This window comes from Flavobacterium gossypii (assembly GCF_014138495.1).
Taxonomy (GTDB): Bacteria; Bacteroidota; Bacteroidia; order Flavobacteriales; family Flavobacteriaceae; genus Flavobacterium; species Flavobacterium endophyticum.
Genome location: NZ_JACJIS010000001.1, coordinates 636,311 through 662,924 on the forward strand (window position 1 = coordinate 636,311; position 26,614 = coordinate 662,924).

Consider the following 26,614-nt stretch of genomic DNA (forward strand, 5'->3'; position numbering starts at 1 on the left):
TTTATGACAAAAGCGATTAAGAAACAAGCATTAGGAAGAGGTTTATCAGCATTGCTAAAAGATCCTGAAAACGACATCAAGTCGGTTGAGGATAAAAATGCGGATAAAGTTGTAGGCAATATTATTGAGCTTGAAATTGATGCTATTGAAATAAATCCGTTTCAGCCGAGAACTAATTTCAATGAAGAATCGCTTCAGGAATTGGCTACTTCTATTAAAGAATTAGGCGTTATTCAGCCCATAACCGTACGTAAATTAGACTTTAATAAATTCCAGCTGATATCTGGAGAAAGAAGGCTTCGCGCTTCTAAATTAGCTGGACTGACTTCTGTTCCTGCTTATATCAGAATTGCCAACGACAATGAATCTTTGGTAATGGCATTGGTAGAAAATATCCAGCGCCACGACCTTGATCCGATTGAGATTGCCTTGTCTTACCAACGATTGATTGACGAAATTCAATTGACTCAAGAGCAGATGAGCGACCGTGTTGGAAAAAAACGTTCGACAATTGCAAACTACCTTCGATTATTAAAACTAGACCCAATTATCCAAACCGGAATCCGCGATGGTTTTATATCTATGGGACATGGCCGTGCCATCATCAATATCGAAGATCAGGACATCCAGGCCGATATCTACCAAAAAATCGTAAGTCAAAATCTTTCTGTAAGGGAAACTGAGACGTTAGTTAAAAATTATCAGGAAAGCCTAAAACCGGCTGCACCTAAACCAGCTAAAGGAACGGCTTTCACAATCGATGAATCTGAAAAGAAAGTAATCGGAAACTATTTCGGCACAAAAGTAGATGTGAAAGTGGCCGGAAATGGCAAAGGAAAAATCACTATTCCGTTCCATTCAGAAGAAGATTTCAACAGAATTATCAAATTAATCAAAGGTTAGTGAACAAGTTAATTTCCATATTTTTTTTCTTTTTCCTAATCGGAAGTACTCATGCAATAGCGCAAGAAGAATTGAATATTGTCGTACAAGATAGTATCAAAGGAGAAGAAATCAATCCTTTAGCACCTTCAAAGGCGGCTTTTTATTCTGCCATACTTCCAGGACTTGGACAAGCCTACAATAAAAAGTATTGGAAAATCCCTATCGTATATGCGGCATTGGGAACCGGAATTGGAATCTACGCCTACAACAATAAAAACTATCATAAGTATAGAGACGAGTACAAAAGGCGTCTAAATGGTACAGAAGATCCGAACGGAAAATTATCCAATCTAACCGATTCGCAGCTGATTTCTGCACAAAAGCAATTTCAAAAAAACAGAGATCTTTCGCTGATTGTTACCGTAGGCCTTTACATCTTGAATATTGTCGAAGCCAATGTTGATGCGCATCTTTTGCAATTCAACGTCAGCGAAAAGCTAACACTTAAGCCAGACATCTACCAAAACGATTTGAATTACAAAAAAAATGTCGGGCTGACATTAAACTACAATTTTTAATTTCACAGCATGAAAATAGCACTTTTGGGATACGGTAAAATGGGCAAAGTGATTGAACGAATCGCTTTAGAAAGAGGCCATGAAATCGTCCTGAGAAAATCCGGAAAAGATACATTTGAAGGATTGGAACATGCCGATGTTGCCATAGATTTCAGTATTCCTGATGCAGCAGTAAGTAACATTTCCACTTGCCTTGACAACAATATACCCGTAATTTCCGGAACCACAGGCTGGCTTGAAAATTATGATAAAATGGTCGCTTTATGCCAAGAAAAAAATGGCGCTTTCATATATGGTTCTAATTTTAGCTTAGGCGTAAATATATTCTTCCAGCTAAACGATTATTTAGCCAAGATCATGTCAAAGATCGGGCAGTATAAAGTAGCCATGGAAGAAGTACACCATACACAAAAACTAGATGCTCCAAGTGGTACCGCAATTACGCTGGCCAAAGGAATCATTGACAATTCAGACTATTCAAGCTGGGCTTTGGAAAATGCCAAAGACGATGAAATTTTGATTGATGCCAAAAGAATCGAAAATGTTCCTGGAACCCATAGCGTTTTTTACAACTCTGATGTCGACACTATAGAAATCAAGCATATCGCGCACAATCGCGAAGGTTTTGCTTTGGGCGCCGTAGTTGCCGCAGAATGGATTCAAGGTAAAAAAGGAGTTTTTACGATGAAAGATGTTCTTGATTTAAAGTAACAAATCTTCTTCACAACAGACATATACATTAAAAATATTCAAAGATGACACTAACACAATGGTTTATATTTTTCCTCATCCTGCAAGTCGTGCATTTCTTAGGAACATGGAAATTGTATCAAAAAGCAGGAAGACAAGCTTGGGAAGCTGCAATTCCGATCTATAACGCTATCATCTTGATGAAAATCATAAACCGCCCGAAATGGTGGGTTATCTTGCTTTTCGTTCCGATTGTAAACTTGATTATGTTTCCGGTAGTATGGGTTGAAACATTGAGAAGTTTCGGAAAAAACACAACTCTAGATACAGCTTTGGGTGTGCTTACGTTAGGACTTTACATTTATTACATCAACTATACACAAGATGTAAAATACATCGAAAACAGAAGCCTGCACCCAAAAAACAAGACTGCTGATACGGTCAGCTCTTTGTTATTTGCCGTTGTAGTGGCAACTCTAGTCCATACTTACGTAATGCAGCCTTTTACGATTCCGACAGGATCTTTAGAAAAAACACTTTTGGTTGGTGACTTCTTATTCGTAAGCAAAAATCACTATGGGGCGAGAACGCCAATGACTACGGTTGCCATGCCGATGGTTCATGATACGATTCCTGTTATTCATACAAAATCGTATTTAAATAAGCCACAGCTTCCTTACTTTAGATTTCCAGGATTTGAACCTATAGAAAAGAACGATATCGTGGTCTTTAACTGGCCGACCGATACTGTAGTGGATTTTAAAGGAACATATTCCTCAGGAATCAGAAAACCGATTGACAAAAAATCAAACTATGTAAAACGTTGCGTAGGTACGCCTGGTGACAGCCTTTCATTTATTGATGGCTATGTTTACATCAATGGAAAAAAATTAATTTTGTCAGACAGGGCAAAAGTACAGTATTCTTATACGCTGACTACTGTTGGCGGTAGTATGCTTGATCCAAATTACCTAACAAAAGAATTGAAGATAAATCCAGATGACATTTACTTTAACCAAAATGACAATAGCTATTCTTTTATTTCTTTGACAGATGAGAACGCAGCCATCTTGAAGAAAAACCCAACCATTCAAAGCATTACAAAACGCATTTCTAAAAAAGGCGAAAATGCAGATCCTAGGATCTTTCCGTATACTAAAAACTGGAATCAGGATAATCTAGGTCCTATTTATATTCCACAGGCTGGAAAAACAGTCAAACTAGACAAAGAATCGTTGCCTTTCTACAAAATGATTATTGAGGAGTATGAAAACAACGACCTAAAAGTGAATGGCGATGAAATCAGAATCAATGATAAGGTCGTAGATTCTTATACTTTCAAGCAAGATTACTATTTTATGGTTGGAGATAACCGCCATAATTCGCTAGACAGCCGCTATTGGGGTTATGTGCCGGCAGATCATATCGTAGGAAAGCCTGTGTTTATCTGGATGAGTTTAGATCCTTATATTCCATGGGGGAAAGCTTTCGATAAAATCCGTTGGGAAAGAATGTTCACGACGGTTGGCGGAAGCGGCGAACCCGTTTCTTACTTTGGAATATTCATGATATTGCTTGTAGGCTATTTTGTTGCTGATTTTTTTATCAGAAGAAAAAAGAAAAGATCAGAAAAGTATTAAGATGAATGCCCTTTTGCTTCCCACTTATTTCCCGTCCATTAGCCAGTTTGCGGCAATGGTACAGGCCGATACCATTACATTTGAGATGGAAGACAACTTCCAGAAACAGACGAATAGGAACCGGATGTACATTTACAGTCCAAACGGCATTCAATTGCTTAATATTCCTGTAAAACATTCGAAAAGCGACAGGCATCAAAAGACAAAAGATGTGCGAATTGAAGATGCCTTCGATTGGCAAAAACAACATTTCAAATCGCTAGAAGCCGCTTATAGAACATCACCTTTTTTTGAATATTTTGAGGATGACTTATCGCCTATTTTTCAAAAAAAACATACGTTTTTGATGGATTTAAATTTTGAGGCAATGGAAATTGTTTCGGACTGTCTTGGTTTTGATTTTAACTATGGAAAAACCGAAGAATATTTCCATGAAGTTTCAGAATTTTCAGATTTCAGGCCTTTGGCAAATGGCAAAAAAGATACTTTAGAATTTGAACCATATACCCAAGTTTTTGAAGAAAAGCATGGCTATCTGAACAATTTGAGTACTTTGGACTTGCTGTTCAATGAAGGAAGATATGCCTTAGAATATCTGAAAAAACAGTCTCTTTAGCCTTTTAAATTATTATGGGTTTTCGATTGCAAGCCTTGTCATGATCGGAAAGTGATCGGAATTGACAAAATCGGGATAGCTTTCAAAATTTTTGACCTGCATTTTTTTGTCCGCAAAAATATAATCGATTCTCGCTGGATAATATTTAAAGTTATATGATTTTCCGAAACCGCTTCCGGCTTCTTCAAAAGTATCGTTCAGCTTTCCGCGGATATTTCTGTACACAAATGAAAAAGCACTATTGTTCATATCACCACAGATGATTTCAGGAAGCTTGCTGTTTTTCTTGTGGTTCATGATGATTTCGGCCTGCTCCTGCTGCTCTTTGAAAGCCTCGCTCATCCTTTTGATCATCTTTTTGGATTTCTGCTCGTTTATGCCATTTATGTCTTCATTGATTTCATGCACATCTGGCGTAATCTTGATAGACTGCAGGTGCATATTATAGACGCGAATCGTATCTTTCCCCCTTTTGATATCGGCATAAATTGCATTATTGCTGGAGTTCGGAAATACGATATCGCCTTTTCCAATTATCGGAAATTTAGAAAAAATAGCCTGTCCGGTTAATGTCTTATCCCCTTTCATCAAGATGTATTTGTGCTTGTAGGCTCTCAAATTAATCTTCCCTTCAGAATATTCTTGAATACATAAAATATCCGGATTCTTGTCGTTGATAAAATTGGCAATCAATTCAGGCACATCGTCTCTTTCAATCCATTTGTAGAGATTAAAAAGGCGTACATTATAGCTCATTACCGTAAAATCATTATCAGAAGCTGGCAAGTCTGTAGTCGAAAATTTATAGAATTTATTGATAAAAGTAATACCCATTAGCAGTACCAACGAAGAAAGCAGAATCTGCCTTTTCATCTGAATACCCCAATATATAAAAAAGAGCAGGTTTAATATCAGCATGAACGGCAGCATCAAGGTCAATACTGATAAAATAGGAAATAGTTTAGGAGCCAAAAAAGGTAAAATATAAGCAACAAACGTCAATACAGTCAGCACTATATTGAAGAAAAACATTGCTTTATTAAACCATGAAAGGTTCTTCATTTTTGGGTAAACTATTTTGGGTTTCTAACAAAGATTAAAAAACTTTCTTTATTTTCCTGCCTTGAAAAGAAATTCTTTTTCTTCTTTCGTAAGGCTGTCATAACCAGATTGGCTTATCTTATCCAAAATTTCATCAATCTGCTGCTGGGCTTTATCCTTAACAACAATCTTGCTGGCTGTTTTCGGCTTAGGCTGACTGACATTTCTGTGTACTTTTTTGAAAGGCGTTCCTTTTCTAGGCTTGAATAGATTGGCAAAAAAGTTAATGATTTTAGTCACGATAAGACTTAAATCTGTTCCATTCTGCAATATCTTTATATAAGCAAATCCAAATAAGGCCCCACCTAAATGCGCAATATGTCCGCCCATGTTATCTGTTGGAAGCTGAATCAAGTCTAAAATCAAAAAGACAAAAGCGATATGCCATAACTTGACAGTTCCAATCAGTAATAGCCTAATTTGATATAAAGGGGCATATGTCGCCGAACCGATAAGAACCGCCATAATAGCACCAGAAGCACCAATAATAGGTGCTTTTACATTAAAAAGAAAAAAAGAACCGATAAAGACTAATCCTGCGAAAATAGCCCCAAGAATATAAACACCTAAAAATTGCTTCTGTGTAAAAAAAGTCAAAAACAACCTGCCTGCAAAATTGAGCATGATCATGTTAAAAAGCAGGTGCAGTATCCCGACATGAAGAAATCCATAGGTCAATAGAGTCCAAGGTTTAACAATAAACTCCGCAGGATCGGACGTTAACTGTAACCATGACATTATAGACAAATAAGTATCACTTGAAAAAGAATACAGCAAAAATAAAGGTATGGCGATGCCGATATTCCAGAAGATTAACTGCTGTGTAATCCCTCCTGTTTTATATTGCATTTTTAGATCATCAATAATTCCCATATACAAAGATTAACTCCAGCGATTGTTATGAAATTGATTTTTCTTCCAATACCACATCATCAAGAATCCTATTATGGCTCCGCCGATATGTGCAAAGTGGGCAACACCGCCTGGTCCATCGCCAAATAAAGATTTTCCTGAAGTTCCTAAAAACAAATCGACAGCTAATAATCCTGGAACAAAGTATTTGGCCTTGATAGGAATTGGTATAAAAAACATCATCAATTCGGCATTTGGAAACATAAAAGCAAAAGCCACTAACAACCCGTAAATCGCACCAGAAGCTCCAACCATTGGAGTTTGAACTGATACTGCGGAATTGTACAAACTTTCAAAATTTTCAGTATTTAATAAATTTGTTTTTCCAACATTATTTAAAATTTGAACTACTTCATTCTGAAATAAATCTGGGCGATAATGAGTACTATCGCGAGTTGTTGCATTCAATATCTGATGCAACACACTATCAGATAAATTTAGTCCGCGAGCAGCTTCTAAGGTGTTTTGTAATTCTAAATAATTAACTCCTATCTGCAACAAAGCAGCACCTAAACCACAAGAAACATAAAAAAAAAAGAATTTCTTTCCTCCCCAAAAATGTTCCAAAGCGCTTCCAAAAGAAAACAAAGCAAACATATTAAAGAAAATATGCATGATGTTTCCATGCATGAACATATGGGTTATCGGTTGCCAGAATTGGAAATGGTCATTTTCTGGATAGAAAAGTGCGAAAAGATATTCTGCATAATCGCCGACTATCTGTGTTCCAATAAAAAATATAATATTTATAATCAGTAGCTGCTTGACTACAGGCGTGATATTCATCATATTGCAAATTTTTTGTCTAAGTCTTCAACACGCATCGTGATAAAGGTAGGTTTATGAAAAGGCGAAACATTCGGCTCCTTACAGGCAAAAAGCCCGTTCACGAGATTTTCTTGTTCTTTCTCGGTCAAATACGTTCCTGTCTTTACGGCAAGGCTTTTCGCCATCGATTTTGCAATCGTGTCATTTTGGCTAAAGCTGCTTTCAGGAATGCCGTCTTGCAAATCACTCAATAACTGTTCCAGCAGGATCGAGACTTCACTTTCTGTCACATTGACTGGCAAACCAGAAATAACAACGCTATCTTCATTAACTTCTTCAAATACAAATCCGGTATTAACCAATGATTGCTCCAATTCAGAAATAAGGCTTATCTCCGAAGAAGAAAAATAAAGATTCAGCGGAAATAGCAATTGCTGGCTCGAAGCTTGATTGACAGTCATGTTGGTCAAAAACTGCTCATACAAGACTCTTTGATGCGCTCGCTGCTGATCGATAATTACCATCCCCGATTTAATCGGACTGACGATATATTTCTTGTGAATTTGGTACGTCCTATAAACCGCTTCTTCTACTTCCTTTTCGTCAAAAAGAGAACCTGTCACTTCTTCTGACTCAAACTGAATATCTTGGATTTCGGTAATAGTTTCTGTGTCCTGTTTCAATCCTACATACAAGCTTTCCCAGTTTGAAGGTTCGGGTTTTCTATAAGAACTTCCTCCTCCGCTATGGCTGCTACTGTGGCTACCACTTCCGCTTGTATACGATTTTGTAGGCGCAGGATCTCCAAAAGGATTAAAATTAGCATCCACCTGGATTAACGGCATTGAAGCTTCTTTATTTTGGTAATCGTATGGCGTGTCAAGGTTTGAATCTCTGTCAAAATCCAAAACGGGTGCCACATTAAATTGTCCAAGGCTATGTTTTATAGATGAACGCAAAATAGCATACAGCGCATGCTCGTCGTCAAATTTTATTTCCGTTTTTGTTGGATGGATATTGATATCGATCGTATTCGGAGGCACATCCAAATAGATGAAATAACTCGGCTGGCAACCGTCTTTCAGCAACCCTTCATACGCTGCCATGATTGCATGATGCAAATAGCCGCTTTTAATGAAACGGTCGTTGACGAAGAAAAATTGCTCTCCCCTATTCTTCTTTGCAAATTCGGGTTTGCTAACAAAGCCTTGTATGCCTACTATTTCCGTGCTTTCTTGTACCGGAACTAATTTTTCATTTGTCTTTCCTGAAAAAATATTCACGATACGCTGACGGAAATTTGACGCAGGAAGGTTAAAAAGCTCGCTCCCGTTATGATACATCGTAAAATGGATGTTAGGATGGGCCAACGCAACTCTTTGGAATTCATCGACAATATGACGGTGTTCTACCGTATCCGATTTCAAGAAATTTCTCCTTGCCGGAATATTAAAGAAAAGATTTTTTACAGAAAAAGACGTCCCTTTTGGCAAAACGGCCACATCTTGAGAAACAAATTTGCTTCCTTCAATAATCAGGTGCGTTCCCAATTCATCTTGTTCTTGCCTGGTTTTCATTTCCACATGGGCAATTGCAGCAATAGAAGCCAAAGCTTCACCGCGGAAACCCTTCGTATGCAACGAGAACAGATCTTCTGCCACGCGGATTTTTGAAGTAGCGTGGCGCTCAAAGCACAAACGAGAATCGGTAACGCTCATTCCTAGTCCGTTATCGATGACTTGCACCAGTGATTTTCCGGCATCCTTAATAATCAGCTTGATATCAGTGGCTTTTGCATCGACCGCATTTTCAAGAAGCTCTTTTACTACGGATGCAGGTCTTTGGACGACCTCTCCAGCGGCAATCTGATTGGCGACATGATCGGGAAGCAATTGAATTATACTCGACATTCTGTAAATTTGTTGACTTCCAAAGTTACATAATTAATATAACAATTGAAAAATTAGAAAATAGGAAAACCCGAAAGTTTTTCACATAAAAAAGCCTATTTCTGATAACGGAAATAGGCTTCATCTATTGGGTTAATTCCTTTATTTTGAAGACTGTTGTCTCAAATAAGCCATTTTTATAGCCGCAATTGCCGCTTCAGTTCCTTTGTTTCCATGAACACCGCCGCTTCTATCGATCGATTGTTGTTCGTTATTGTCTGTTAGCACACAGAAAATAACAGGAACATCTGTCTGAACATTCAGATCTTTAATGCCTTGGGTAACGCCTTCGCAGACAAAATCGAAATGTTTGGTCTCGCCTTGAATTACGCACCCGATAACAATAACTGTATCGACGTTTTGGGTCTCTATCATTCGTTTTGCGCCATAAATAAGCTCAAAGCTTCCCGGAACATTCCAACGGACAATATTTGCTGGTAAAGCATCACAATCTAAAAGTGCTTTCTCTGCACCCGAAAAAAGACCTTCGGTTATTTTGTCGTTCCATTCTGAAACAACAATCCCAAACCGAAAATCTTTCGCGCTTGGGATCGTATTTTTATCGTATTCTGATAAGTTTTTATTAGCTGTAGCCATTGTAATTAGGTTGCGACTCGGTTTTTATAGATTCCCAAAAACGAAATCTGAAAACTGAAATCTAATTATTGTGCCAATCCAATCATTGCATCAATATTCATCGCTTCAGGAGCTGTTTCGTATTTCTCTTTGATTTCAGTGAAATATTTCAACGCTGCTTCTTTTTGCTTCAATACCAAAGCAGTCTGACCTGCTTTCAATAAGAAACGTGGCGTAGTCACATCATTTTGGTTCATTTCAGAAGCTTTGATGTAATACTCTAACGCTTCTTTTGGCTGATTCAATTGAGAAAAGGCATCACCGATAGCACCTTTTGCCACTACTGACAAAATCATATCGTCTGAGCTGAATTTTTCAAGATAGTCAATTGCTTCTTTATATTTTTTAGTATTCAAGTAAGCCATACCTGCATAATAGTTTGCCAAGTTTGCTGCATCTGTTCCTGAGTAATCTTCAGCGATTTGAATAAATCCTGGCTGTCCTTCAGAAACTTTAAGCGAAAGCGCATACAGAGAATCGCTCACCTTTGGGTCTTGAGAATCTGTTGCTTCTTGAAAATGTTTTTGAGCTTGGAACATTACGTTTGTAGCATCTTCTTCTTTAGGCTCTACAATAAATTTCTTGTATAAAAGATATCCAGCAGCCAAAAGCGCAACAGCACCAATAACAATGAAAATTCCTTTTTGATTTTTAGCAACCCATTCTTCGGTTCTAGAAGCACCTTCATCTAAAGAATTGAATACTCCTGCAGTCGTGCTATCTTTTTCTGATATTGCATCAATTGGGTCTGGTTCGAATTCGTTTTCTTCTTTTGGTTTAGGAGCCTTATATCCTCTTTTGTTATATGTTGCCATTAATTTTTAATTTAGTGAGGTGCAAAAATAAAATTTTTATTCAAATGTAAAAGATGTTTTTGTCGTTATTTTTCAATAATTTGCACGCTCTTAAAAAAATGATGGTAAAAATTACAAAGTTCTCACTATCAGCTGGCGTTTGCAGATGTATTTAAAAAAAATATCCTTATTCAATTATAAAAACTTTTCGGAAGCAAATTTCGAGTTTGACAGCAAGATAAACTGTTTTGTTGGCAAAAACGGCATCGGCAAGACGAATGTGCTCGATGCTATCTATCATTTGTCTTATGGTAAAAGCTATTTCAATCCGTTGGCGGTGCAAAACATAAAACATGATGAGGAATTTTTCGTAATCGACGGCGAGTTTGAAAAAGATGAAAGGAATGAACAAATTGTCTGCAGCCTAAAAAAAGGACAGAAAAAAATCCTGAAAAGAAACGGAAAACAATATGAAAAGTTTTCTGACCACATCGGATTTATTCCCTTGGTCATTATTTCTCCTGCCGATCGCGACTTGATTGTTGAAGGAAGCGAAACCCGAAGAAAGTTTATTGATTCTGTCATTTCGCAATTGGACGCTACTTACTTACAACAACTGATTCAATACCAAAAGGTAATCATCCAGCGAAATGCTTTGTTGAAATATTTTGCCTTGAATCATGTTTTCGAAAGCACAACCTTGAGCATCTATAACGAACAGCTTCATGAGTTGGGACATTCTATTTTTGAAAAGAGAAAACAATTCTTAGAAGATTTTATACCAATTTTCAACAAGCACCATCAAGCTATAACTGGGAATGCTGAAACAGTACAGCTGGTTTACGAAAGTCAGTTGCATGAAAAAGACCTGCTGGCCTTATTTGAAGAAAGTCTGGCAAAAGATCGCGTCTTGCATTATACCACAGTAGGAATCCACAAAGATGATTTGTCTTTTGAAATCGACCACCATCCTATAAAAAAATTCGGTTCACAAGGCCAGCAGAAATCCTTTTTGATTGCCCTGAAATTGGCTCAGTTTGAATTTGTCAAAAAGCAAAGCAAGCAAAATCCGATATTGTTGTTTGACGATATCTTTGATAAACTGGATGAAACTCGTGTTGGAAAAATAATCGAAATGGTCAACAATGATGATTTTGGACAGTTATTTATATCGGATACACATCCTGAACGCACGGAAACTGTTATAAAATCGATGCACCAAAGCTATAAGATTTTCAATCTTTAATTCCGAAAAATCGGTTATCTCCTAGATTTTATGTTTAAAATTCTTAGAACTTATTCTACCATTTAACATAAGTTTTCTTAATTTTATATACCTTTTTTAATCTACAAACTTCCCCGGTTTGTTTTTGAATGCGAAAAACGTTCTGACTATTGGCTTTCTTAACTTAAACCTGCACAAATGTTAGCTTCACTAAAACACAGAAAAGCAATCCACAGCGGACTTTTTATTTTTGTTATTTTATTGCAAGTGCTGATTTTTTCTTTATGGTGCAATCAAAATACCAATGAAAACGAACTTGCGGATTCTTTCCAAAAAGCCAGCAAACAAAGCTTGGTGATGACTTATTCTGGCGAAGTGACAAAAAATTATTTCGATGCAGAAAATTCTTTCATGGAATACTTGTACAATTACGACCTGAACTCGCTGCATAAATACCGTAATTCGCTTGTCAAGATGACCTCTTATCTGGACAGCCTTAACCATGTCATGAATAAAGACGAGGAAGCGCTTCCTAACATCCAAAGCAAAAAAGAAAAAGAAAAAAAGATTATCGTGCTCCGAAAAGAATTGGACTCATTGATAAAATACAGAGTCGATCCTTTTTCTGAAGAAAAGCTGGAGCAATTTAATCTGAAGCCTTATAACCACAAGAAAGTCCTGAATTCGATTTCGTATGACACAATACGTTCTACAGATGGCGTGGAAAGAAAAGGCTTTTTTACGAGAATCGGCAACGCTATCGCTGGAAAATATGATGTAGAAAAAGAGGAACTTCATTATTATATGACCATGATGTACGGCTCGGTCGAAAAGACTGGAACGCCCGAAGAACAGATGGCTATGATTTTCAATACCACACAAAAGCATTACGAAAAAGAATTTGGGCGATTGAAAAATACCTATTCTAAATTAAGAGAAATTGACCGCGAGCTCATGATTGTTAATAAAAAAATCTTGAAAAACAGTCAAGACATTATCCTGTTATATGACAAATCGGTGCAAGAATCCAACAAGCTGCAATTTGAAAAAGCGTTAGAAAATCTACGGAACAAACGAAGCCTGATTACTATCTTAATCATAGTAATGGCAGTATGCACAGGACTGCTACTGCTCTACTTTATTTTTGCCTACCATTTCGAAAAGAAATTAGCCGCTGCCAAAATAGAAGCCGAGAAAAATCTAGAATTCAAAAATCGTATTATCGGAATGTTGAGTCATGAAATGCGCTCTCCGCTGAGCATTATTTCGAATCTGACTCACAAACTGAAAGCTACAAAAATGAACAGCTCACAAAGCGAAATGGCCAAATCGTTGAATTTTACGTCAAATTCGCTACAGATTACCGTAAACCAGATTTTGGATTTCTTCAAAAATGAAAACGGAAAGCTGGTTTTATACAATTCTAAAATTATCCTTAAAGATGAAGTTTCAGCAATACTGGAATCGCTGGGATCGTTAGCAGATGCAAAAAAAATAGAACTGATCTCACACGTTGATAATTCCTTAGAAAAAGAAGTCTGGGTTGACAGCGGAAAAATACATCAGCTGTTTTATAACATGATCGGAAACGCCATAAAATTTACTTCAAAAGGAAATATCACAGTGTATTGTCACTTTACTGATATAGGAGAAAAATTCAGGTTTGACGTAAAAATTCAAGATACCGGAGCCGGAATTCCAAAAGAGGATTTAGAAAAAATATTTGACAAATATTACCAAAGCAAGCACCATACCGAACAAGTCGGTTTTGGCGCTGGACTAGGCCTTAGCCTATGTAAAGAAATCGTGGAATTATACAACGGAGAAATCGCGGTAGAAAGCGAGCTCGGCAAAGGAACCGAGATCTCTTTCCATCTGTTTTTAGAAAAATCAGATGCTGCTCAGGAAACAAGCCAAACAAAATTGATTAACACTTATGGAAACGCCAAAATCAAAGTTGCAGTAGTAGACGATGACGCTATGGTGATGGCAGTATTAAAAAAAATATTGTCCGATATCAATTTCACCATGATAGGCTTCAGTTCTGAAAATACGATAAAAGAATACCTGCAAAAAGAAACCGTCGACATCATCATGACCGACCTCCAGATTGCCAACGCTTCTGGAATCGACCTCATAAAAGACATCAAAAACATGAGTAACAAAAATACCATGACACCTATTATAGCCATAACGGGCGACAGTTACATGAATTCGATTGAGCTGTCCAGCATACAAGCCGACGAGCTAATAATCAAACCCATAAATCGAGAAGAATTGTATTCAAAATTGCTGAAAGTACTGCAATAAAAGCTTTTAAAATTACCCAATTTCACAAAAACTAATCCAATAAATTTTCTTAATATTGTTAGGCTGAAAAACAGCCCATAACTTAAATTCCGATCAAAATGCTTTCACCAAAAACGCTTCAATTTTTAGAAGACCTCAAAGAAAACAACAACCGCGAATGGTTTTTGGCTAACAAATCATATTACGAAGAATACAAAAAAGAATACCATCAGCTGATTTCTGATTTTTTAGAGGAAATGGTTCCTTTCGACGATTCACTCCGAAATCTAGAACCTAAAAAATGTGCTTTCAGGATCAATCGCGACATTCGTTTTTCGAAAGACAAATCGCCATATAAAACCCACATGGGCATCTGGATGACAACCGACCAAAATCGCAGCAATTCTCCTGGTTATTATGTCCATATCGAAAAAGGAGGTAGTTTTATCGCCGTAGGATTGCATGTGCCAGAAGCAGCTGATTTAAAAAAGGTACGCAAAGAGATTGCCTATTTCTATGAAGATTTAGAAGAAATCGTAAACGACAAAGATTTTAAAAAGATATATCCAGAATTAGACAGAACCGAAGCCAATTCCTTAAAAACGGCTCCAAAAGATTATGAAAAAGACCATCCGGCAATTGAATTCTTAAAGCTCAAGAGCTTTACTGTATCTCAAAAACTAGACGACAAGTCGTTATTTGAAAAGGATTTTGTCAAAAAAACCGCAAAAAAATTGATTACCGCCAAGCCTTTGAACGATTTTTTAACTCGCGGCCTAAATACCGAGTAGTTCATTATGAATTACAGATCGTTTAAAGTACTTTTGCCGTTCATTTTTATTCCTCATCATAATGGAAATTCTCGCTAATTTTTCCCTTAAAAACTACAATACTTTTGGCATCGAGGCCAAAGCAAAGCAATTCGTTTCGGTGCATTCTGTTGAAGAACTCAAAACAGTCCTGCAGGAAAACCCAACACAAAAAAAATTCATTCTTGGCGGCGGCAGCAATATGTTGCTGACCCAAGACATTGACGCATTGACAATCCACGTTGACCTAAAAGGAAAGAAAATCATTGAGCAGACAGAAGATGCTGTCTGGGTTGAAGCCAAAGCCGGCGAAAACTGGCATGAATTTGTCTTATGGACCATCGGCCAAGATTTTGGCGGACTGGAAAATATGTCGCTGATTCCCGGTAATGTAGGAACAACGCCTATACAGAATATTGGCGCGTACGGAACAGAAATCAAGGATACTTTTGTCTTCTGTGAAGCGATGAACATTGAAACTTTTGAAATCAAGAAGTTTACGAAAGAAGAATGCAAATTCGGATACCGCGAAAGCATTTTCAAGAATGAAGCCAAAGGCCAATATATCATCATTTCTGTCGTTTTCAAGCTTACAAAGCAAAAACACAAAATCAACATTTCGTATGGAGATATCGCGGCCGAGCTTACCAAAAAAGATATCGTGACACCAACGCTAAAAGACGTCAGCAATGCAATTATTGCAATCCGCCAAAGCAAATTGCCTGACCCTAAAGAACTAGGCAATAGTGGAAGTTTTTTCAAAAACCCTATCATTCCGAAAAGCGATTTCGAAAGAATCCATCTTTTACATCCTGAAATGCCGAGCTATAGCGTCTCGGAAACCGAAGTAAAAGTTCCTGCCGGATGGCTCATCGAGAAAGCTGGATTTAAAGGAAAGCGTTTTGGCGATGCAGGTATACATAAAAACCAAGCTTTAGTCTTAGTCAATTACGGAAACGCTACCGGACAAGAAATCTTGAATGTTTCAAAAGACATCCAAAAAAAGGTAAAAGAGCTTTTCGATATTGAAATTGAAGCGGAAGTGAACGTGATTTAATCAAAAATAAGCTTTCGAAATTCAGAGAAAAATATAAAAATCGTAATGGATAATTTTCTTAATTTTAATTAAGATTCAGAATTGAAATTCCGCATTTCAATTGTACCTTTGCACACATTTTTTAAAGACACCAAGCTTATATGTTGAACATTATTTTTTATGCATTTATCGGGGTTGTAGCTGTACAATTATTCTACTATATCATTGTTTTTGGAAAATTTTCTTTTGCAAAGCCTCAGAAAAGTACTCCGAAAAGAATTCCTATTTCAGTCATTGTCTGCGCTAAAAATGAAGAAGAAAATGTAAAAAAATTCATCCCGCTTCTGGCAGAGCAAAATTATCCCGACTACGAGATTATCTTGATTGACGATGCTTCAAGCGATTCGACTTTGGATATTTTCGAGGAATTTGAAAAACAATATTCTAACATACGCTTAGTAAAAGTACAGAATAACGAAGCCTTCTGGGGCAATAAAAAATTCGCGCTTACCTTAGGAATAAAAGCGGCCAAAAACGAATATCTTTTGTTTACCGATGCCGATTGCTATCCGTCAACAAAAGAGTGGATCAAAGAAATGAGCTCGCAATTCACCATGAGCAAGACAATTGTCCTCGGTTATGGGGCTTATGAGAAAATTGCAGGTTCCTTCCTAAACAAAATCATACGTTTTGAAACGATGCTGACTGCCGTACAATATTTTTCATGGGCAAAAATGAAGCATCCGTATATGGGTGTTGGACGAAATCTGGCTTACAAAAAAGAAGAATTCTTTAATGTAAACGGATTTATCGACCATATGAAAATCCGATCTGGCGACGATGATTTATTCATCAATCAAGCTTCAAGCGGAAAGAATACGACTATTTGCTTTACGCCCGAAAGCTTCACTTTTTCTGAACCGAAAAAATCATTCAAGGAATGGTTTGATCAAAAAAGAAGGCACGTTTCAACCGCAACCTTCTACAAACCATTTGATAGGATGCAACTTGCTATTTTCTTCTTGTCACAGTTTCTTTTTCTAGTCATGGCAATACTCCTGCTTGCATTCCAATACAATTGGATGATTATAACACCTATCGTGGCCGGAAGATATATCTTTGCTTGGATTTCTTTAGGCTATGGCGCAAATAAACTAAGAGAAAAAGACGTTATGTATTGGTATCCTGTTATAGAAATTGCGCTTATATTCACGCAATTGAATATCTTTATAACAAATATCTTTTCAAAGCCGGTACATTGGAAATAAAAAAACAAATAGAGAAAGCTAAAATCGGAGACCAAGTTGCCTTCACTACTCTATTGGATTATTATTGGAACGAGGTGTACGGATTCATGCTCCAAAGAACCCAAAACGAAACGGACGCGGAAGACATTACAATCGAGACTTTCGCAAAAGCTTTTGACAAAATCTCCACCTATAACCCTGATTTTCAATTCAACACTTGGCTTATTTCTATCGCAAAAAATGTCCATATCGACATGCTCCGCAAGAAAAGATCCACGCTTTTCGTTGATATTACTGATGAAGAAGACAATCAGGCCTATAATATTGCTGATAGTTCTCCTTCCGCAGAAGACAAATTGATTACGGAGCAAAATTTGTCACGTCTTCTGCAATTCATCAAAGAACTCAAACCTCACTATCAAGAAGTCATCCAACTCCGCTATTTCCAAGAATTAAGCTATCAGGAAATCTCCGAAGAACTACAAGAACCCTTGAGTAATGTGAAGATAAAACTGCTCCGTGCCAAAAAACTCTTGGCTGAAATTATCAAAAACAAAAGATAATACTTCTTTTTAATCCTATCTTTTTTAACAGCCACTATTACAAAAAATCGTAATTTTATGTGGTTAACCAATTGATATACTTAAAATGAAACAAAAATTATTTTTTATGCTGTTCGTGATTTTTTCTGTCACGGCAGCAAAAGCACAATTTACGACTCCGAATACCGGAGTAAGCTGGAGCCTTGATGATTTGATGGCCAATGCTCCTTCGGCAGTAAGTCTCACAGGAGGAATTTACACCTTATCACAAAACCTTACGATTGCTCCTACTGACAGTATCATAATCGATACTGATGTAACATTACACATCAATGCAGATGTACAGATTACCGTGCAGGGAAATTTTACATCTGATTCTGATGCTATCACGATTACAGCAACAAACACCGCCACACCCTACAATACCATTACTTTTGAATCAGGTTCCAGCGGTTATTTCAGGAACACGACAATCAATTATGGAAAAGGAATACGGGTGGCTACGCCTGACTTCGAAATGCAGTCCTGCGTAATGGCATATCATACGAACGGAACAACGACAAGCGGAGCCATTACCTTTTCGACTGGCGGAAATGCGCTGATCAACAATTCCAGGTTCTTATTCAATTTTTATCCGGCTTTCAATTCAGGAGCCAATCAGTCAGTTGCTCCAACACTGACCAACAATTATCTAGAAGGAAACAACCAATCCAATGGAAACCGTCCGCAAATCAATATGGGTCCGAGTGGTGCAGATACGCTACGAATCGTTGGAAACACCATAAAAGGCGATCGTACTAAAATCATGACTGGCGGTATTGGAGCGTCGAACCTATTGGGAGGAGGTCAGCTTAAAGTCATCATCGACAACAATATTATTACAGACAACCGTTACGGCATTACTGTTATTGGAGCTGCTTCATCAGGATACATCAGAGGAAATATTATTGAAAATAATAATACCCAAAATATTCCTGCTCAAGGAGGAAGTGGTATTTCACTTAGCGCTTCAGGAGCGACCACCATGAATATTATTGCCAGCCGTAACCAAATCCGAAGAAATCTTTGGGGAATTACGGTTATCGGAACGGCAAGAATCAACCTTGGCGATACAAATACGGCTACCTTAAACGAAGGAGGCAATGTTTTTTCCGAAAACGCAAATGGCGGAGCAACATACGCATTATTCAACAATACGGCGCTGCCAATCATGGCCATGAACAATTGCTGGATTGAAGGGACTGAACCAACTGCAGCCGATGTCGAAAATGTAATCAGCCATCAGGTTGATGACAACACTTTAGGACCGGTGACTTTTACTCCTTTTGGCTGTGATGCCTTATCAGTTCCAGGATTCGCTACTTCAAAACCTATTATTTATCCGAATCCGAGCAAGGGAAAAATCAATATCGAGATGGCTGAAAGCGGCACAATAAGCATATTCGCTATCAATGGCATGTTTATCCAAAATTTCGATTTAAATGAAGGAAGAAATACTATTGATGTAGATCTTCCAGCTGGGATTTATATTACAAAAACCGAAACACAAGGTAAAAATTTCAGTAATAAATTAGTTATTCAATAACAAAATCAGATTCAAAATCTCAAGGCAAGTCTAGCTAGGCTTGCCTTCTTTTTATGGATAACAAAGTATATTAACGCATTACAAATTATAAACATAAAAAACCTACAAAAACTTTAAAAAAAGTACAATAAAAAAGTTAACGATTTCGTTATACTACTAAACAATTCCAGCTTATGGTAAACATCTACGCTAACTTTAAATTATGCAATCATGTCAAACCTCAACATTTTTAAACAAAGCTGGAATGAAATTGTTTTTGAAGGCAGAAACAAGGAATATGGCGCGTACCAGCTACGCCAAGAGAATCCAAGAACTACTTTAAAAGCATTGTTTTTTGGAATACTCGCTTGTGCTTCTTTGCTTAGCATACCTCTAATTTCTGGGCTATTAAAAAAAGAAGTGCCCAACGTCACTGATGCTCCTTATGTCCTTCCAGATGCCATTCTTGTAAATACAGAAATTTTCAAAAAGACGAAACCCGAGGCGCCTGCTAAAAAATCAGAGCCTGAGAAATCTTCAGAAAAACAAATCAAAAATGTAACTCCTACTGTAACTGATGCGAAAGACACTCCCAATGAAGTACAAGAGATAGATCCTACCAAAAATATCAAAACAGGAGATTCTGATAATCCAGGAGATAATAAAGGTAACATTGCACTCGGAAACAGTTCATCTGATGGGAAAGGAAACGAAACAACGTATGACTCTGGTACAACAAAGGGCAACGATACTGGAAACGAAATACTTAATATTGGAGTGCTTCAAGCCAATCCAGAATTCCCAGGAGGCATTAAGAACTTTTTAGCTTTAGTCGGAAAAAAATTCAAGACTCCCGAAATCGACGAGCAAGGAATAATGAAAATCTTTGTCTATTTTGTTGTTGAAAAAGACGGAACGTTGAGTAATATCAAAGTGTTGAGAGATCCAGGATATGGATTAGGCGAAGAAGCCATACGTGTCTTGAAATCTATAAAAACAAAATGGAAACCTGGCATACAAAATGACAAACCTGTTAGAACGGCTTACAATCTGCCTATCAGTGTCGATATCAAAAATAATTAATTTGAGTAGTTAACTATTTTTATTTTCAAAAAACCCTGCGAACTGTGCCTGCAGGGTTTTTTATTTAAGAACGATTCATTTTTCATGCCGGCTAAAAACCCGTATTTCGCTAACATCACATTAACGTATTAAATAAAAACATTCGTTATCTTTGTACTTTCAAAATAGAGTTTATGGAAACCGTTTTAGATACTGCCGTTTTACCTACAGGAAAACCAAAATGGCTAAAGGTAAAACTACCTATTGGCCAAAAATATACAGAACTTAGAGGATTAGTAGACAAATACAAACTGAATACGATCTGTACCTCAGGAAGTTGCCCGAATATGGGTGAATGCTGGGGCGAAGGAACTGCTACCTTTATGATTTTAGGGAATGTCTGTACGCGTTCTTGCGGTTTTTGCGGTGTAAAAACAGGAAGACCCGAAACGGTTGATTGGGACGAGCCTGAAAAAGTGGCACGCTCTATCAAAATCATGAACATCAAGCATGCAGTAGTAACAAGCGTTGACAGAGACGACTTGAAAGACGGAGGCTCGATTATTTGGATCGAAACCGTAAAAGCCATCCGAAGAATGAATCCCAACACTACACTAGAAACACTGATTCCTGATTTCCAAGGAATTGAAAGAAATATCGACCGAATCGTAGAAGCTAATCCAGAAGTAGTTTCGCACAACATGGAAACCGTTAGACGATTAACTCGCGAGGTTCGAATTCAAGCAAAGTACGACAGGAGCTTGGCCGTTTTAAAATACCTAAAAGAAAAAGGAATCAATAGAACCAAATCAGGTATCATGTTGGGTCTTGGAGAGACTGAAGAAGAAGTAATCCAAACATTACATGACTTGCGCGATGCTAATGTTGATGTAGTAACCATAGGACAATACTTGCAGCCAAGCAAAAAACACCTGCCAGTAAAAGAATTTATCACGCCAGACCAGTTCGCGAAATATGAAAAAATCGGTTTGGAATTAGGTTTCCGCCATGTAGAAAGCGGTGCTTTGGTGAGATCTTCTTACAAAGCCCAAAAACACATTTTATAAGTCATAAAACCCAAAGACGAAAGTCTTAAAGCCGTTTTTATAAATGCTTTTGTTTTTCTGACTTTAAAAACTTGTTGACTTTAAAACTTTATGACTTTAAAAACTAGAATTGCTATTAATGGATTCGGCAGAATCGGAAGAAACTTATTCCGCCTTTTGCTTAACCACCCGACTATCGAAGTCGTAGCCATCAATGATATTGCAGACAACAGAACAATGTCGCATTTAGTGAAATACGACAGTATTCATGGCGTTTTGCCCTTTGAATGTTCTTCTGATCAAGAGAATATTATCATCGATGGAAAACCCTATCCCTTCTTTCATGAAAAAAGCATCTCGAATCTCGATTGGAAATCGCTCGATATTGATGTCGTAATCGAATCGACAGGAAAATATAAGACCTTTGAAGAAATCAACCTTCATATCCTGGCGGGTGCAAAAAAAGTAATTCTTTCTGCTCCTTCAGAAACCGACAAGATTAAGACGGTTGTTCTGGGCGTAAATGAACATATCCTTGATGGTACGGAGAAAATCATTTCTAACGCCAGCTGTACGACAAACAACGCTGCACCGATGATCAAAGTCATCAATGATTTATGCGGTATCGAACAAGCTTATATTACCACTGTACATTCTTACACTACAGACCAGAGTCTTCACGATCAGCCTCATAAGGATCTTCGAAGAGCCAGAGGCGCGGCACAATCTATCGTTCCCACAACAACGGGCGCGGCAAAAGCACTTACAAAAATTTTCCCTGAATTGGATGGCAAAATTGGAGGAAGCGGTATTCGTGTTCCTGTACCCGATGGATCTTTGACAGACATCACTTGTTATGTAAAACGAGAAGTTTCTATCGAAGAAATCAACAAAGCTTTTCAAAATGCCTGCAGCAACGAATTCAAAGGACTCATGGCCTATACAGAAGACCCTATCGTTTCGGTAGATATTATAGGCAATAGAAATTCCTGTCTTTTTGACTCACAGCTAACCTCTGTAATTGACAAAATGGTAAAGGTTGTTGGCTGGTATGATAATGAAATCGGATATTCTTCGCGCATTATCGATTTAATTTCATTAACAAATAAGAAATAGCTACTTTTATCCCTTATCAAGGGCTTTAAAATGAAGTATTTACCACCACTACTCTTTATTCTCTTATTTAATTCCCTGCTGTATTCACAGCAAAAAAAAACTGCGTCTACAAAAGTCGACAGCGTTGATTACTACATACAGCTGGCAAGCTTCAATCTAAAGATCAATAATTATCAAAATGCTTTAGAGAGTTCTCAAAATGCCATTGAGTTTTCACAAAAAAAAGGCGACAAGGCACAGGAAGCAAATGCTTATACTTTTTTAGGAAGCATCTATTTTGAGCTTAAAAAATACGATGATGCTATTGAAACATATGTACGCAGCATCTCGCTATATAATGACCTAGAACCTTCTACTGAACAGGCTTATTGCTATTACAATCTCGGATTGTGTTACATGGAAAAGGGAAAATACGGTGTGGCAGAAATCTATTTTGATAAAGCCAATGCGATTTATGAAATCATAGAGATTCCTGATGCTAAAGAGCTCCTAAATCTCCAGAAAGGAATTCTTTATAAGGCCAAAGGAAAAACACAATTAGCATCGTCCATCTTCAATACGATTATTGCCAAACCTGATAACGATGACAGTTTTAAGACCAAGGCAGAAGCCTTGTACCAGATGGGCACAATTGAGTTCGAGGCTGGCCGTAGCCATCTTGCCTTAAATTACCTCAATCGGGCCTTAGAATTAAATTCAAGAAGCGATAATTTTGAGCAGAAATCCAAAATCCTGAAGCTAATCAGTGAGGTTTATGAAATGATGATGGACATCGATAATTCGTTTCTTTACTTGAAAAAACACTTGGTCTTAAAAGATTCCATCATACAGTTAAACAGCAAAAAAATTGGGGCAGAAGCTTTCGAAAAATTCAAAGAAAGCGAGCAGATGAAAACCATAAAACAAAAAGACAAAGAAAATCGAGAGCAGAAAAAATTGATCAAAGTTTCCAAGCTTACCAGCGTATTGAGCATTGCCTTGATTACGATTCTCTCACTATTAAGCTTGTCGTTATATAAAAACAACATCATCCGGAACAGGACGAACAAACAGCTACAGGAAAAAAATACGGAACTTGAAATTGCAAAAGACAAGGCTGAAAAAGCCTCTCAAGCAAGAGCTGAGTTTTTATCAACCGTAAGCCATGAGCTTCGAACGCCTCTAAATGCCATTAACGGAATCACACACCTTCTGATTGAAGAAAACCCGAAAAAATCGCAAATCGATTACCTGAAGTCACTGAAGTTCTCCGGAAATTACCTGCTGACTTTTATAAATGAAATCCTAGAAATCAACCGAATCGAGTCAAATAATATTGAAGTTGAAAAAATCTGCTTCAACCTTAGACAGCTTCTAATTGACATACAGAATTCGCTAAAAGAAATCGCAAGCCAAAATAACATCAATTTCGGATTGGAAATAGATCCTGAAATTTGCAAGACATTTTCTGGCGACCCGACAAAACTTTCCCAGATTTTCATGAATCTGATCAATAATGCCTTAAAATTTACGGAAAACGGAACTGTAATTGTCCGCGCAAAACTTCTGGACGAAACAGAAACCAAGCAGAACATTTATTTTGAAATCGTAGACACGGGCATTGGAATTCCAGAAGAAAAGCAAGAAATTATCTTTGAAAGCTTTTCGCAAGGCTCTGTTGAAATCAACAGAAAATATGGCGGAACTGGCTTAGGACTGGCCATTGTAAAACGATTGGTCACAATGCTAGGCGGCACCATCAAATTAGAAAGTACTATTAAAAAAGGGTCTAACTTTAATTTCAGCCTAGAATTAGATAAAGGAATTGAAAACCATGAAATCTTAAAACTCTATACAAACGATAGTGATTTTATCGATAAAAAAGTGCTTCTTGTTGAGGACAACAAAATCAACCAGATGGTGACCAAAAAAATGCTAGAAAAGAAGCAGATTGAATGTGAAATTGTCGAGAATGGAGAAGACGCCATAGAAGCTGTCAGAAACAACAAATACGATTTGGTACTGATGGATGTGCATCTTCCGGGCATAAACGGAACTATTGCCACCCAAAGTATCCGAAAATTCGACAAGAAGACTCCGATTATTGCATTAACCGCGATTTCCTTAAATGAAAACAGAGAAATGCTGCTTTCCTTCGGAATGACAGATGTTATCACCAAACCATTCAATCCAGAAGCTTTCTACAGGGTTATTGCAGAAACGATGAATAGCAATTAGTTTCTAGAAATCAGCTCTTTGATAAGCGTCCTAACTTTTGGCTCAGCCTTTTTAGCCGCTTCCAATACTTCCTGATGAGAAACCGTATCGATGTTGTGCTCGTCGCCCATATCCGTAATCACAGAAATACCAAAGCACTGCATGTCCATATGGCGGGCAACAATAACTTCAGGAACCGTTGACATTCCGACGCAATCTGCGCCAAGAATTTTTACCATTCTGTATTCCGAAAGTGTTTCAAATGTCGGCCCTTGTAGTCCGTAATAAATACCATCCTTCACTTCGATGTTCAGCTCAATAGCAATCGCTTTGGCCTTGTTGATCAATTCTCTAGAATAAGGCTCGCTCATGTTGACGAATCTCGGACCGAATCTTTCATCATTTTTTCCTCGAAGCGGATGTTCGGGCATCATGTTGATATGATCGTAAATGATGACGATATCTCCCACTTTATAAAAAGGATTCACGCCTCCAGAAGCATTAGAAACAACCAACTTCTGCACGCCAAGATATTTCATTACTCTTACCGGAAAAGTCACTTCTTTCATGTCATATCCTTCATAAAAATGGAAACGGCCTTGCATGGCCACCACCTTTTTAGTTCCGATAGTTCCAAACACCAAAGCTCCTTTATGGCCTTGCACCGTTGAAACCGGAAAATTAGGAATCTCGTTGTATGGCAACGTAAATTCAATCTGGATATCCTCTGTAAAACCTCCTAATCCAGAACCAAGGATTACTCCATATTCTGGCGAAAAATTAGTTTTTGATTGTATATAATTAACTGTTTCTTGAACTTTTTCCCACATAATTTAAAATAGTTTTGTCAAAATCATTACCGCCAGAAATAAAATGGCTTTTTATCGGGAGATAGAAAAGCTGGCTGTCTGGAAGCCTTCCTTTTAATCGGACGAAATCTTTTTCGGTCGTGATGATTTTTTTATCCTGCGCTTTATTTTTTATCTCTGCAATGTCTTTTTCCGTAAAATGATGATGGTCCGGAAATGTCAGGATTACATCGTTTTCGCTTTGCAAATATGCAAAAAACGGTTCGGGTTTGGCTATTCCTGCCAAAAGTAATTTATCAACAGGCTTGATTTCGGAAACAGAAAGCTGCTTTTCTTCCGAAAACACAAATTCATCATAGGCTATCGAGGTAAAACATAACTTTTGGTCTGAATCAATTTTTAGCTTTTTCTGAATCCTATCTTGTTCTTTGGCAGATAGATCTGGCGGGCATTTGGTAACTACGATAATTTTTGCCCGTTCCGCTCCATTTCTGCTTTCGCGAAGATTCCCTACTGGCAAAATAAGATCATCTGAATACAAATCTCCATAAGCTGTCAATAAAACATAAAGCCCTGCTTTTACTTTTCTGTGCTGAAAAGCATCATCTAGTAAAACGATATCAGGCTGTGAAATCTTCAGTAACTGCTCAATTCCGTTCCTTCGATCTGCATCTACAGCAACTTGGATGTTGGGAAACTTTTTATAGAACTGAAAAGGCTCATCTCCTAAAATTGCGGCATCTGAATTTTCATCGGCTAAGACAAAACCTTCTGATTTTCGTTTGTAACCGCGACTCAATGTCGCTATCTTGTAATTAGGAGAAAGCAGACGAATCAAATATTCAATCTGCGGTGTTTTGCCCGTTCCTCCAACGCTCAGGTTGCCGACAGCTATTATGGGAAGGTCAAAAGAATACGATTTTAAAATCCCTTTGTCAAAAAGAAAATTCCTAATGCTGGTAATAAGACCATATAAAACAGAAAAAGGGAAAAGTATTTTTCGCAATAACATCATAGTACGAAAGTATAATATTTTATCTTTGAAACATAAAGCTAGGGCATATTTGCGACTATTGAATTCTGCTTTGCCTATTCATGCTTTTT

Annotated in this window: 24 protein-coding genes; 16 read left to right on the forward strand and 8 right to left on the reverse strand. The window is 37.5% G+C overall.

Annotated elements, in window-relative coordinates:
- The first annotated feature begins 3 nt into the window (after nt 1-3).
- From GGR22_RS03185 to GGR22_RS03205, 5 genes are read left to right on the forward strand one after another with little or no spacing between them, the layout of a single operon-like run.
- Nucleotides 4-903, forward strand: a complete 900-nt coding sequence (locus tag GGR22_RS03185; protein ID WP_121374932.1) for a ParB/RepB/Spo0J family partition protein — start codon at nt 4-6, stop codon at nt 901-903.
- Nucleotides 903-1,463 (forward strand): DUF5683 domain-containing protein, encoded by a 561-nt coding sequence (locus tag GGR22_RS03190; RefSeq protein ID WP_182492533.1) that lies wholly within the window; start codon nt 903-905, stop codon nt 1,461-1,463. The genes GGR22_RS03185 and GGR22_RS03190 overlap by 1 nt, the downstream gene beginning before the upstream one ends.
- Nucleotides 1,464-1,472: 9 nt before the next feature.
- The gene (gene dapB / locus GGR22_RS03195; protein ID WP_182492534.1) at nt 1,473-2,174 is read left to right on the forward strand and encodes a 4-hydroxy-tetrahydrodipicolinate reductase; all 702 of its coding nucleotides are present in this window, start codon (nt 1,473-1,475) and stop codon (nt 2,172-2,174) included.
- Nucleotides 2,175-2,218: 44 nt separating this feature from the next.
- On the forward strand, nt 2,219-3,793 hold the full coding sequence (lepB, locus tag GGR22_RS03200; protein ID WP_182492535.1) for a signal peptidase I: 1,575 nt from the start codon (nt 2,219-2,221) through the stop codon (nt 3,791-3,793).
- 1 nt (nt 3,794) lies between these two features.
- Complete coding sequence (locus GGR22_RS03205) at nt 3,795-4,409, forward strand: WbqC family protein (RefSeq protein ID WP_182492536.1); 615 nt, start codon at nt 3,795-3,797, stop codon at nt 4,407-4,409.
- A gap of 12 nt (nt 4,410-4,421) precedes the next feature.
- On the opposite strand, the gene GGR22_RS03210 is transcribed toward GGR22_RS03205, so the two are convergent.
- The 6 genes from GGR22_RS03210 to GGR22_RS03235 all read right to left on the reverse strand — a co-directional run bounded on the left by GGR22_RS03210 (nt 4,422) and on the right by GGR22_RS03235 (nt 10,590).
- Nucleotides 4,422-5,471 (reverse strand): endonuclease/exonuclease/phosphatase family protein, encoded by a 1,050-nt coding sequence (locus GGR22_RS03210; protein ID WP_182492537.1) that lies wholly within the window; start codon nt 5,469-5,471, stop codon nt 4,422-4,424.
- A gap of 48 nt (nt 5,472-5,519) precedes the next feature.
- A complete protein-coding gene (locus tag GGR22_RS03215; protein ID WP_182492538.1) occupies nt 5,520-6,383 on the reverse strand; it encodes a rhomboid family protein in 864 nt (287 codons plus the stop codon).
- Between the two features lie 9 nt (nt 6,384-6,392).
- Complete coding sequence (locus GGR22_RS03220) at nt 6,393-7,211, reverse strand: rhomboid family intramembrane serine protease (RefSeq protein ID WP_182492539.1); 819 nt, start codon at nt 7,209-7,211, stop codon at nt 6,393-6,395.
- The gene (gene mutL, locus GGR22_RS03225) at nt 7,208-9,100 is read right to left on the reverse strand and encodes a DNA mismatch repair endonuclease MutL (RefSeq protein ID WP_182492540.1); all 1,893 of its coding nucleotides are present in this window, start codon (nt 9,098-9,100) and stop codon (nt 7,208-7,210) included. Before mutL ends, GGR22_RS03220 begins: the two co-directional genes overlap by 4 nt.
- A 141-nt stretch (nt 9,101-9,241) precedes the next feature.
- Entirely contained in the window at nt 9,242-9,736 is a 495-nt protein-coding gene (gene ribH / locus GGR22_RS03230) for a 6,7-dimethyl-8-ribityllumazine synthase (protein WP_182492541.1), read from the reverse strand.
- Between the two features lie 65 nt (nt 9,737-9,801).
- Nucleotides 9,802-10,590: a tetratricopeptide repeat protein gene (locus GGR22_RS03235; RefSeq protein ID WP_182492542.1), complete on the reverse strand. Its 789-nt coding sequence runs from the start codon at nt 10,588-10,590 to the stop codon at nt 9,802-9,804.
- A 145-nt stretch (nt 10,591-10,735) separates the two neighbouring features.
- Between GGR22_RS03235 and recF the strand changes: the two genes are divergently transcribed.
- The 11 genes from recF (at nt 10,736) to GGR22_RS03290 (ending at nt 24,722) form a co-directional block, all read left to right on the forward strand.
- The gene (gene recF / locus GGR22_RS03240; protein WP_182492543.1) at nt 10,736-11,815 is read left to right on the forward strand and encodes a DNA replication/repair protein RecF; all 1,080 of its coding nucleotides are present in this window, start codon (nt 10,736-10,738) and stop codon (nt 11,813-11,815) included.
- Nucleotides 11,816-11,992: 177 nt separating this feature from the next.
- Nucleotides 11,993-14,104, forward strand: a complete 2,112-nt coding sequence (locus tag GGR22_RS03245; RefSeq protein WP_182492544.1) for an ATP-binding response regulator — start codon at nt 11,993-11,995, stop codon at nt 14,102-14,104.
- 98 nt (nt 14,105-14,202) lie between these two features.
- A complete protein-coding gene (locus tag GGR22_RS03250) occupies nt 14,203-14,874 on the forward strand; it encodes a DUF2461 domain-containing protein (RefSeq protein WP_121374945.1) in 672 nt (223 codons plus the stop codon).
- 61 nt (nt 14,875-14,935) lie between these two features.
- On the forward strand, nt 14,936-15,949 hold the full coding sequence (gene murB, locus GGR22_RS03255; RefSeq protein ID WP_182492545.1) for a UDP-N-acetylmuramate dehydrogenase: 1,014 nt from the start codon (nt 14,936-14,938) through the stop codon (nt 15,947-15,949).
- A 140-nt stretch (nt 15,950-16,089) separates the two neighbouring features.
- Nucleotides 16,090-17,196, forward strand: a complete 1,107-nt coding sequence (locus GGR22_RS03260) for a glycosyltransferase (protein ID WP_182492546.1) — start codon at nt 16,090-16,092, stop codon at nt 17,194-17,196.
- A complete protein-coding gene (locus tag GGR22_RS03265; protein WP_182492547.1) occupies nt 17,187-17,738 on the forward strand; it encodes an RNA polymerase sigma factor in 552 nt (183 codons plus the stop codon). Before GGR22_RS03260 ends, GGR22_RS03265 begins: the two co-directional genes overlap by 10 nt.
- 85 nt (nt 17,739-17,823) lie before the next feature.
- Nucleotides 17,824-19,302 carry a T9SS type A sorting domain-containing protein gene (locus GGR22_RS03270; protein WP_182492548.1) on the forward strand — a complete coding sequence of 493 codons (1,479 nt, stop codon included), beginning with the start codon at nt 17,824-17,826 and terminating at the stop codon, nt 19,300-19,302.
- 210 nt (nt 19,303-19,512) lie between these two features.
- On the forward strand, nt 19,513-20,364 hold the full coding sequence (locus GGR22_RS03275) for an energy transducer TonB (RefSeq protein WP_182492549.1): 852 nt from the start codon (nt 19,513-19,515) through the stop codon (nt 20,362-20,364).
- Between the two features lie 173 nt (nt 20,365-20,537).
- Entirely contained in the window at nt 20,538-21,410 is an 873-nt protein-coding gene (lipA, locus tag GGR22_RS03280) for a lipoyl synthase (protein ID WP_121374951.1), read from the forward strand.
- 90 nt (nt 21,411-21,500) lie between these two features.
- Nucleotides 21,501-22,505: a type I glyceraldehyde-3-phosphate dehydrogenase gene (gap, locus tag GGR22_RS03285; RefSeq protein WP_182492550.1), complete on the forward strand. Its 1,005-nt coding sequence runs from the start codon at nt 21,501-21,503 to the stop codon at nt 22,503-22,505.
- 30 nt (nt 22,506-22,535) lie between these two features.
- On the forward strand, nt 22,536-24,722 hold the full coding sequence (locus GGR22_RS03290) for an ATP-binding protein (protein ID WP_182492551.1): 2,187 nt from the start codon (nt 22,536-22,538) through the stop codon (nt 24,720-24,722).
- Here GGR22_RS03290 and GGR22_RS03295 read toward each other — a convergent pair.
- Both GGR22_RS03295 and lpxK read right to left on the reverse strand, forming a co-directional pair.
- Nucleotides 24,719-25,531, reverse strand: a complete 813-nt coding sequence (locus tag GGR22_RS03295) for a purine-nucleoside phosphorylase (protein WP_121374954.1) — start codon at nt 25,529-25,531, stop codon at nt 24,719-24,721. The two genes, GGR22_RS03290 and GGR22_RS03295, sit on opposite strands and share 4 nt — an antisense overlap.
- Complete coding sequence (lpxK, locus tag GGR22_RS03300) at nt 25,503-26,525, reverse strand: tetraacyldisaccharide 4'-kinase (RefSeq protein WP_182492552.1); 1,023 nt, start codon at nt 26,523-26,525, stop codon at nt 25,503-25,505. Before lpxK ends, GGR22_RS03295 begins: the two co-directional genes overlap by 29 nt.
- Nucleotides 26,526-26,614: the final 89 nt, after the last annotated feature.